At 69.1% G+C, this 9034-nt stretch carries 9 protein-coding genes and 2 pseudogenes; 3 read left to right on the forward strand and 8 right to left on the reverse strand.

Annotation, left to right across the window (positions count from 1 at the left end; genetic code table 11):
- A pseudogene (locus ACFWP5_RS50300) lies at positions 1 to 1122 on the forward strand (acyltransferase); the annotation flags it as partial.
- A 78-nt stretch (positions 1123 to 1200) separates the two neighbouring features.
- Here ACFWP5_RS50300 and ACFWP5_RS50305 read toward each other — a convergent pair.
- The gene (locus tag ACFWP5_RS50305; protein ID WP_384173464.1) at positions 1201 to 1662 is read right to left on the reverse strand and encodes a MarR family winged helix-turn-helix transcriptional regulator; all 462 of its coding nucleotides are present in this window, start codon (positions 1660 to 1662) and stop codon (positions 1201 to 1203) included.
- A 78-nt stretch (positions 1663 to 1740) separates the two neighbouring features.
- Between ACFWP5_RS50305 and ACFWP5_RS50310 the strand changes: the two genes are divergently transcribed.
- Together ACFWP5_RS50310 and ACFWP5_RS50315 are read left to right on the forward strand one after the other, a co-directional pair.
- Positions 1741 to 2109 carry a VOC family protein gene (locus ACFWP5_RS50310; protein WP_384173467.1) on the forward strand — a complete coding sequence of 123 codons (369 nt, stop codon included), beginning with the start codon at positions 1741 to 1743 and terminating at the stop codon, positions 2107 to 2109.
- A 2-nt stretch (positions 2110 to 2111) separates the two neighbouring features.
- Positions 2112 to 3056 (forward strand): DNA-3-methyladenine glycosylase family protein, encoded by a 945-nt coding sequence (locus ACFWP5_RS50315; protein ID WP_384173470.1) that lies wholly within the window; start codon positions 2112 to 2114, stop codon positions 3054 to 3056.
- A gap of 80 nt (positions 3057 to 3136) precedes the next feature.
- Here ACFWP5_RS50315 and ACFWP5_RS50320 read toward each other — a convergent pair whose 3' ends face one another.
- The 7 genes and pseudogenes from ACFWP5_RS50320 to ACFWP5_RS50350 form a co-directional block, all read right to left on the reverse strand.
- Positions 3137 to 4261: a Gfo/Idh/MocA family protein gene (locus ACFWP5_RS50320; protein ID WP_384173473.1), complete on the reverse strand. Its 1125-nt coding sequence runs from the start codon at positions 4259 to 4261 to the stop codon at positions 3137 to 3139.
- 103 nt (positions 4262 to 4364) lie between these two features.
- Positions 4365 to 4907 carry an SgcJ/EcaC family oxidoreductase gene (locus ACFWP5_RS50325; RefSeq protein ID WP_384173476.1) on the reverse strand — a complete coding sequence of 181 codons (543 nt, stop codon included), beginning with the start codon at positions 4905 to 4907 and terminating at the stop codon, positions 4365 to 4367.
- A gap of 259 nt (positions 4908 to 5166) precedes the next feature.
- Positions 5167 to 5661: a MarR family winged helix-turn-helix transcriptional regulator gene (locus tag ACFWP5_RS50330; protein WP_384173479.1), complete on the reverse strand. Its 495-nt coding sequence runs from the start codon at positions 5659 to 5661 to the stop codon at positions 5167 to 5169.
- Positions 5662 to 5762: 101 nt separating this feature from the next.
- Positions 5763 to 6533 (reverse strand): SDR family NAD(P)-dependent oxidoreductase, encoded by a 771-nt coding sequence (locus tag ACFWP5_RS50335; protein WP_384173482.1) that lies wholly within the window; start codon positions 6531 to 6533, stop codon positions 5763 to 5765.
- Complete coding sequence (locus ACFWP5_RS50340; protein WP_384173485.1) at positions 6530 to 7297, reverse strand: VOC family protein; 768 nt, start codon at positions 7295 to 7297, stop codon at positions 6530 to 6532. Before ACFWP5_RS50340 ends, ACFWP5_RS50335 begins: the two co-directional genes overlap by 4 nt.
- A gap of 73 nt (positions 7298 to 7370) precedes the next feature.
- A complete protein-coding gene (locus tag ACFWP5_RS50345) occupies positions 7371 to 8099 on the reverse strand; it encodes an SDR family oxidoreductase (RefSeq protein WP_384173488.1) in 729 nt (242 codons plus the stop codon).
- Positions 8100 to 8128: 29 nt separating this feature from the next.
- Positions 8129 to 8879 (reverse strand): annotated as a pseudogene (locus tag ACFWP5_RS50350) (SDR family NAD(P)-dependent oxidoreductase).
- Positions 8880 to 9034: the final 155 nt, after the last annotated feature.

Here is a 9034-nt window from a genome sequence, read left to right on the forward strand (position 1 = left end):
CAACTCGCGGAGCAGCTCGCCGAGTTCGGCCGTACGGCCACCGACCACGCGGCCGGCCTCATCGCCCGCTGCTGGGCCCCGGATGCTCCGGGCGGCGGGCACTACGTCGACCGCCCGGGAGCGGCACCCACCGTGCGGGCCCACTGCGACGCGGTGGAGATCGCGGACCTGCTGCTCGGGGACGTCCCCGAGCAGGGCACGGCCGCCTCCCATATCGAGCGGTTGCGCGCAGCCCAGGACCCGCACACCGGCCTGGTGCCCGAGACCGACCCGGCGACCGGACTGCCGCGCCCGCTCCCGCCGCCGGCTGCGGACGGGTTCGTCGACGACGGAGCGGCGCAGTACCACGTGCTGTCCGTCGGCTACGCGCTGGACCTGCTGGGCAGTTCCTTCACTCATCCGATCGGCATGGCCCGCACCATGACGGCAGACCGACTCGTCCACCGCCTCGACGCTCTGCCCTGGCACGACCGGGCCTGGCACGCGGGCAGTTGGATCGACTCCTGGGCCACCGCCGCTCACTGGAACCTGCGCCGGGACGACGAACCGCCCGCTTCCGGCGCACGGGAGGCACTCTTCGGCTGGCTGCTCACCCGCGTCGACCCCTGGACCGGTCTGTGGGGTGCCGCCTCACCGAGCACCGGACGACTCCAGCAGGTGAACGGCTACTACCGGCTCACCCGCGGATCCTTCGCCCAGTTCGGCCTGCCCGTCCCGCATCCCGAACGGGTCATCGACACTGTCCTGGACCACAGCCGCGACCTTCGCCATTTCACTCCAGGACGCGAGAACGCCTGCAACATCCTTGATGTCGCCCACCCCCTGTGGCTCTGTGCCCGCCAGACCAGCCACCGCAACGCGGAGATCCGGCACTGGGCGGCCGGGCAACTCGCCGCCGCCCTGCCCCGCTGGCACCCGGGGCAGGGCTTCGGATTCGGACCCCCGGCCGACGGCGGCGGCCCCGGCCGCGAACCGGGCCTGCAGGGCACCGAGATGTGGCTGGCCATCGTATGGACCCTCGCCGACCTCATCGGCCTCTCCGACCTTCTCGGCTACCGACCCCGCGGCGTCCACCGTCCCGAACCGGCGACAGCCCCGGCCGCTGGAGACCGAAGCAGCTGAAACCGCCACCCACACTCGGCGACAAGAGCATCGCGTCATCGAGTCGGACTGCTTCCCGCACCGCGTTGCGGCGGCACGTCACTCCTCAAGGTCCTGCGCCATACGGTCGAGGTCGTCGAGGAGAGCGGTAAGGCGCTTCGCGGGGATGGCCCGGATCATGCGGGTCTCGACGGCGTAGACCGATGTCTGCGCGGCCTGCAGCCGTCGCCGGCCTTCGTCGGTGAGGTGAGTGGGGCGGGCGCGGCCGGTCTCGACGGTGTCGGGGCGGGCGACCAGGCCGGTGTCCTGCAGCCCGCGCAGGACGACGTTCATCGACTGGCGCGTGACGAAGGTGGCTCGGGCGAGGTCGGCGTTGGACAGGCCCGGGCGTGCGCCGAGGATTTCCAGGCAGGCGTACTGCGGAACAGTCAGGTCATGGTCGCGCAGCACCTGGTCCATGGCGCCGCGCAGTGCGGCGTGTGCGCGCTTGAGGCGGTAGCCCGCGTGCTCGGTCACGTCTTTGGCGGGGTGCGGGGGGTCGACTGACGAAGCGTCGTTCATGTCCATATTTTGACATGCGTGGTCGGCTCTCCTAAGCTGCCTTATGTCAAAGTCCTGACATTCATTCGAGGAGGATCCATGTCCATCGGCATCGACGGCCCCGACTTCATCGCCCTGCAGGTCCGTGACGTGGAGGCGGCCGCCGTCTTCTGCGAGAAGAACCTCGGCCTGCGCCGCACTCCCGCCTCGCCCCCCGGCGCGATCGTCTTCGACACCAAGCCCGTCCCGCTGGCCGTACGCGAGCCGCTGCCCGGCACCGACCTGGACGCCGGCCGCCCCGGCCTCGGTGTCGCCCTGTGGTTCTCCACCCCCGACGCCCAGGCCCTGCACGACCAGCTCACCGCCAACGACGTCAAGATCCTCACCCCGGTCTCCGCGAGCCCCTTCGGTCCGATGTTCTCCTTCGTGGGCCCCGAGGGCTATGTCCTGACCGCCCACGGAGTCTGACCGTGACGGCCGCCTCCTTCACCCCCGCAGGCCCGTTCTCCCTCGCTGCCTCCGCCCGGTTCCTGGAGGGCTTCACCCCCGCCTCCTACGATCACGCGGCCGACGGAGTCCTGCGTCTGGCCTTCCCTTCCGACGACGGCACCTGTGTCATCGGAAGCGCGGTACGGCAGAAGGAGACGGCGGACGGGACCCCCGGCACGGTGCACGCGGAGTTCACCGTCCATATAGACGGCGAGGTCATCCGACCCGCCGCCTCTGAGATCGGTAAGGCGGCCCGGGCTCAGATCGCCCGCATCCTCTCCCTCGACGTCGACGCCACGGGCTTCTCCGCCCTTGCCGACAACGACGCGGTCGTCGCCGGCCTCCAGAGCGAGTTTCCGGGTCTGCGCCCCGTCCTCTTCTACTCGCCCTACGAAGCCGCCGCCTGGACGATCATCGGCAACCGCATCCGTAAGGCCCAGGCCGCCGCCATCAAAGCCCGCCTCGCACAACAGCACGGCCAGGCCGTCGACGTCGCCGGCCGGCAACTGCACGCCTTCCCCACCCCGCCGGTGCTGCGCTCCCTCGACCGCGTCCCGGGCCTGACCGACATCAAGATCGAGCGCCTCCACGCACTCGCCGACGCCGCCCTCGACGGGCGATTGGATGCCGACCGGCTGCGGGCGCAGCCCGCGGAGTTCGCGCTCACCGACCTGAGGGAACTCCCCGGTGTCGGTCCGTTCTCCGCCGAGCTGATCCTCATTCGCGGCGCCGGACACCCCGACGTCTTCCCCGTCAACGAGCCGCGCGTCCACAAAGCGATGGCCACCGCGTACGGCCTCGACGCGGCCACCGCGGACAGTCCGGGACGACTCGCGGCGATCGCCAACGCCTGGCGCCCCTACCGCAGCTGGGTCGCCCTCCTCCTGCGCGCCCACGCCCAGGACCGGACGGACGCCGCGCGATGACTCAGCCCCCTGGCGCAATCGGCCATCGGTGAGAGTTCAGAGAACGGGCCGAGGGTGATCATGTTCCGCAGGCCGCAGGATCAACCGAGTATGTGGCGCTGGCCAGTTGCTGCGGCCGTTTCGATCGCGTTCAACATGCGGTGGCGCGTGACCGCGTCCTCGAAGGTGGCACTCAGATGCGTTCCCTCCCGATAGTCCTGGGCGAATCGTGCGTACGACTGCGCGACGTTGGTGGAAGGGCCCGGGCCTTGCGGCGGCGCCCACCGGTACTGCTCTGGCACGGGGAGGATCTCGAGCGAGGAGTCTGTACCCCTGCCGCCGCGTACGGTCAGGTCGAAGATCTGCATCTGGCCGCCGGCAGAGGTGACTTGCAGATCGCCCTCGGTGCCGTTGATCTCCCAGAGAAGGTTCGTGCCGCGCGAAAACCCGCCACGGTAGTGGATCGAGAATGCGGCCCCGCCCTGGAGCAGACCGGTGGCACTCACCTGGTCGGCCGCGGTCACGGGCCTGTTTTCGCCTGTTCCCTCGATTGTGACGGTCTTGCGCCGCACCGTCGTGGTGGCCGAGAGCTCCTGGACCTCGCCGAGGCAATGGCACAGCGCGTCCGCCGCGTGGCCGACCGCGATCGACAGCATCGTCGCGCCGTTCTTCTTGTCGCCGAGGTAGGCGTTGAAGGGTTCCACCGTCGGCCCCCAGCCCATCCCCGAACCGATCAACGTGGTGGAGAGCACCTCACCGACGTACCCCTGCTGGATCAGATCACGGACGTACGCGACCGGCGGCGCGGAACGGGCTTGCAGACCCGCGACGGTCAGGACGCCCTTCTTCCTCGCCAGAGCGGCCAGCGTCTCCGCCTCTTCCAGGCCGTTGCCGAGAGGCCATTCGCAGTACACGGCCTTGCCCGCCTCCAGCGCTGCGGTCGCCAGTTCGAGGTGATGCGGCACTTTCACGGTGACGGCGACGACGTCCACGGCGTCGCTGGTGACGAGGTCCTGGTGATTGTCGAATGCGAGAGGCACGCCGAAGAGCTTGCCAGCGGCCTGGGCGGATTCACGTCGGCTGGTGGACAGCGCCGTGATCTCGAAATCGTCCGCGAGCGTCTTCAACGCGGGGATGTGCGCCTGCGCCGCCCATCCGCGATCCGGACTGGCGCCGATGATGCCGACACGAATCCTCTTGGTTCCAGCCTTGCTCATGGTGAACATGCCTTTCCTTGATCGGCGCTCGGTCAAGCGCCGCGTTGAGTGGCGAAAGAGGGCCGAAGTCGACGGCCGGGCGTCGTCGTACGGCGGCGGAGAGCGCAGCCGGCTATGCCGTCGGCAGGACCGAAGAAAAGCCGTAGCGAGCGAGCTTCCAACGGCCGTGACTCTTGTGCAGCACGAACAACTCGTGGTTACTGCTCGGGAGTTGCGCACCATCGGCGAGCGTGGTGACGACGCCGGTCGAGGCGCTTCGCAAGAACGCCCACTCGGACGACACGACGTTCACCTCGGCGACCTCGAAGGCAAGGTCGAAGCGGAGCGCTTGAAATATGCCGGTGTACGTCGCCCGCACGGCATCGATGCCCACCGCGGTCGGAGCTCCCGGCGGCAGCAACACGGCGTCGTCGGTATACAGCCGCACCACGCCTGCGACATCACCGGCATTCAGCGCCCGTTCGTAACTCTTCAGCACTCCCACGACCTCGGCACACTGCCGCGCCTCGAATCGGTCGCGCTGATCTGAATCCGACGACTGGGACTGCTGCGCTGTCTCAGCCTCCGCGGGGCCGGCGGAGACGACGGCGCCGAGAGCAGTGGCCCCAAAGGCTATGGCGGCGCTGTTGCGGAGTACGGAACGACGGCTTGTCATAACTTGGCTCCTTCTGGAAGTGGTTGATCAAAGAGGCATGTCGCCGACGGCTGTGAGGGCCGGGCCCTCGCGATGCGCAGTGTCTCGGCGGTCGGATCCGCTCGGTTGGGATCGCCGCACCACGGCTCGTGCCGTGGTGAGTTGGTGACGACTGGTTGCGCCCGGCAGCGCGCGGAGGATCACCCGGACCTTGCGGTCACCTTGCTGTCATCGACGAGCGCGGTGATGACGGCCCGTACGGTGGCGGCCATCGGGTCTGTCATTCGGTGGAATCGGCGCGCTGACCGGCTGATCGAAGCTGGGTCAGGGTGGCGCTGAACTGCTGCAGGGAAGCAGCGGAGACGGCTGAGCCGAGCCGGATGCGCAGCTCGTCCTCGAATGACGCGCTGGCTGTGGCGAGCAGCCGCTTGCCCGCCGGGGTGGGCTCGATCACCGAGGAGCGCTTGTCTTCGGGGTTGGGTCGGCGACGGCAGTGCCCGGCCGCCTCGATACGGTCCACGAGCTTACTGACCCCGCCGACGGTGATCGACATCTCCTCGGCGATGTCCTGCACCCGGCACGGGGCACGTCGGGAGATGACCCGCATGGGCTCGAACCTGCTCAGAGGCAGGTCGCAGTCGGCGCGCAGACGCGCATCCACCGCGTTCCACAGTTCAATCTCGAAGCGGATGAGTTCGTCGAACAGGGCAGGCAAGTCCGGTACGGCATCGGCCTCATCCGCCCGCACCGGCGAAGATTGTTTCCGTGGAATCATGTTTTCACCGTAGCACGTACATTCCATGGAATGTAAATGGTGCGCGATGTTGTGCCCGTCGCGACTTTTCATGACGGCTCGTCAGCCTGGCCGCGCGGTGTTCAGAGTTGGGTCTGGCCGCCGTTGACCTCGTAGACGGAGCCGGTGACGAAGGCGGCTTCGTCGGAGAGCAGGAAGCTCACCACGCCTGCCACCTCGTCGACCTGGCCCACGCGGCCCATCGCGGTTTTCGCGGCGATGGAGGCGCGGGCCTCCGGCGGGAGTGCTCGTGCCGATGGGGCGTCGATCGGACCGGGTGCGACGGCGTTGACGCGGATGCCGCGCTGCGCGTATTCGACCGCGGCAGAGCGGGTGAGTCCGACGATGCCGTGCTTGGAGGCCGAGTAGGCGGCCCGCCCGGCGTGGGCCATGACCCCGGCGGTGGAGGCCATGTTGAGGATGGTCCCACCGCCGGCTTCGAGCATGTGGGCGATTTCGGCCTTCATGCTGTGGAAGACGCCGGTCAGGTTGATGGTGATGACGTCGTTCCAGTCGTTCAGAGCGATGTCGTGGACCTCGACCAGGCCGGGCGTGATGCCGGCGTTGTTGAAGGCGAGGTCGAGGGCGCCGTAGGTCGCGACGGTGAAAGCGACGAGCCGCTCGGTGTCGTCGAACGAGCGGACGTCCGCGGCGAACGCGGATACGAGGTGTCCGGCGGCGCGGAGTTCCGCGGCGACGCGTTCGGCGGCCCGCGCGTCACGGTCGGCGACGACGATACGCGCGCCGTCCGCGGCGAGTCGCCTGGCGGCCGCTTCGCCGAGGCCGGATCCGGCGCCGGTGACGAGGCCGACCTTGCCGGTCTTGTCGCGCTTGTCGTGGGTGCCGGCGGTCATGCGGCGGCCTCCTCGATGGTGAGCTGGACGAGTGTGAAGACGGCGCCCGCGGGGTCGAGGAAGACAGTGATCGAGCCGATCTCGATCGGCGTCGGCGGCATGAGCCGGGTGCCGCCGTGTTCGGTGGCGGCCGTCGCGGCGGCCTCGATGTCGTCGACGGCGAAGTACACGTCCCAGTACGCGGGGGTCTCGGCAGGCATGGCAGGCGGCCGTGGAAGAAGCCCGGAGAATGATCTGCCGTGTGTCTGCCACTCGCGGCGGCCGAGGGGACCACTCGGCTCCGTGAGTCCCCACCCGAACGCCTCGCGGTAGAACGCTGCGGACGTGCCGACGTCGTCGGTGATCAGTTCGCCCCATGCGAGGGTGCCGTGTGCGGGCCGCTTGGAGTGCCGTGTGGCAGGCGCGCGGAGTGCGACACGTGTTCCATTGGGGTCGATCACGACCGCGGTTTCGGCACAGTCGCCGTCGGCCGGGGGCAGGATCGCGCCGTTGGCGTGGGAGACGGCGGTCAGCGCGGTGCCGAGGCCGTCGACGTCGAAGTGGATGAGCCATCCAGGGATCCCGTCGGCCACGGTGGTCTCGGCGATGTCGGCCACCGGCGTGCCCGCGGCGGATGCGGTCAGTCGACCGTCGGTATCCGTGATGGCCCAGCCCAGCACGGCCCTGTAGAAGGAAGCGACGGTGTGCGGGTCGGCCGAGGCGAGGCTTGCCCAGCCGGGCCCGACGGCGGTCACAGACGCGTCGTCGGTCGTGGTCGTAGTCATGGTGATGCTCCGTTCGGTGTGCTGCGGTTCACGCGGGGTTCTCGGCATGGTGACTGGAGTGCACCTCCGCTGATCAGGAGGCTCTGCCGCTGATCCAGGCCGCGAGGTCGGAGGCGAGGTACTCGGCGGCGTCCGCGACGTCGTCGACGGTCCCCATCCGGCGGCCGATGCGCCCGGGCCGGGCGACGAACTGCCGGACCGGGTGGCCCGGGTCCGGCTCGGTGAACACGCCCGCGCCCTCGATCGCCGTGGGAAGGATCGTGTTGACGGTGATCCCGCGGTCGGCGAGTTCCTGCGCCAGGACCTGTACGGCGTAGCGCGGTGCTGTCTTGCTCGACCCGTACAGTCCTTCGCCGCGGACCGGCACGGTCGTCGTGCTCGAACCGACGTAGATGATCCGGCCGCCGGTCACGACGTGCCGCGCCGCCTGGAGGGTGAAGAAGGTGCCCCGGGTGTTGATGGCGAAGAGACGGTCGAACTGCTCCTCGGTGATGTCGAGGAAATCGAGGCCGATCAGCTCGACACCCGCGTTGGCGACCGCGATGTCGATCCGCCCGAAACGCGCGGCGGCTTCGGCGAAGAGGCGCTCGATGTCAGGCACGACAGACGTGTCGGCCTGTACGGCGATCGCCTGCGCGCCCAGACGTTCGATCTCCGCGACCGTCGCGTCGGCTTCCTTCGCGCTGGAGGCGTAGTTGACCACGATGTTCGCGCCGAGGCGTGCGTAGCGCAGGGCTATCGCCTTGCCGATGCCCCGGGCGGAGCCCGTGATCAGGGCCGTCTTGCCGGTCAGCTCCCGCATCGGAATCGTTGCCGCGGCCGGTCCGCCGTTCACAGGCTCTGTCCGCCGGAGATCTCGATGCGCTGCGCGGTGACCCACCGGTTCGCATCGGAGAGAAGGGCGGTGACCGCGCCCGCGATGTCGTCGGGTTCGCCCACGCGTCCCAGCGCGACCTGCGAGGTGAGGTAGGTGCGGACCTGTTCGTCGTGCATCATGCCGCCGCCGAAGTCGGTCGCGGTGGCCCCGGGCGCGACGGTGTTCACGCGGATACCCCGGCTGCCGAGCTCCTTGGCCTGGTAGCGGGTGAGGACCTCGACCGCCCTTCACGGCTCCGTAGGCGGAATGCCCCGGGACGGCGAAACGGGTCAGACCGCTGGAGACGTTCACGATGGCGCCGCCGTCGGCAAGCGCCGACAACAGGGTCTGCGTCAGGAAGAACACGCCCTTGAGGTGTACGTCCACCAGGTCGTCGAAGTCCTTCTCGGTCGTCTCGGCGAACGGGGCGGTCAGGTCGGTGCCGGCGTTGTTGACGAGGAAGTCGAACGTGGTCCTGCCCCAGCGCGCCCGGAGCTCGGTGCCGAGCTGCTCGGCGAAGCCCGCGAAGGTGTTCACGACGCTGGTGTCGAGCCGCAGCGCGACGGCGGAACGCCCCAAGTCCCTGACGGCGGAGACCACTTCCTCGGCCTCGGTCTGGTTGGTCCGACAGGTCACGACGACGTCGACACCCGCCCTGGCGAGGTACAGGGCGTACGCGCGCCCGAGGCCTCGGTTGGCTCCGGTGATGACGGCGATCTTCTGGATGGTGCTCACGGTGACTCCTTGGTCGCTGCTCGCTCTGGAGGGGTTCGAGGTGCTGTTGTCGAACCCGGTGAGCAGTTGACGCGCGATCCGAGAAGCCATCCAGTGCCTGCTTATCCACTGTCTGCCGGTCCCAGGCTGAGCCCTCAGCCTGGGAC

This window comes from Streptomyces sp. NPDC058469, from assembly GCF_042721125.1.
Taxonomy (GTDB): domain Bacteria; phylum Actinomycetota; class Actinomycetes; order Streptomycetales; family Streptomycetaceae; genus Streptomyces.

Bases quoted from the DNA above. Each gene is read 5' to 3' on its own strand.
- ACFWP5_RS50340 (WP_384173485.1), bottom strand. From the start codon at position 7,297: ATGACTACGACCACGACCGACGACGCGTCTGTGACCGCCGTCGGGCCC.
- ACFWP5_RS50310 (WP_384173467.1), top strand. From the start codon at position 1,741: ATGTCCATCGGCATCGACGGCCCCGACTTCATCGCCCTGCAGGTCCGT.
- ACFWP5_RS50330 (WP_384173479.1), bottom strand. From the start codon at position 5,661: ATGATTCCACGGAAACAATCTTCGCCGGTGCGGGCGGATGAGGCCGAT.
- ACFWP5_RS50320 (WP_384173473.1), bottom strand. From the start codon at position 4,261: ATGTTCACCATGAGCAAGGCTGGAACCAAGAGGATTCGTGTCGGCATC.
- ACFWP5_RS50305 (WP_384173464.1), bottom strand. From the start codon at position 1,662: ATGAACGACGCTTCGTCAGTCGACCCCCCGCACCCCGCCAAAGACGTG.
- ACFWP5_RS50325 (WP_384173476.1), bottom strand. From the start codon at position 4,907: ATGACAAGCCGTCGTTCCGTACTCCGCAACAGCGCCGCCATAGCCTTT.
- ACFWP5_RS50345 (WP_384173488.1), bottom strand. From the start codon at position 8,099: ATGCGGGAGCTGACCGGCAAGACGGCCCTGATCACGGGCTCCGCCCGG.
- ACFWP5_RS50335 (WP_384173482.1), bottom strand. From the start codon at position 6,533: ATGACCGCCGGCACCCACGACAAGCGCGACAAGACCGGCAAGGTCGGC.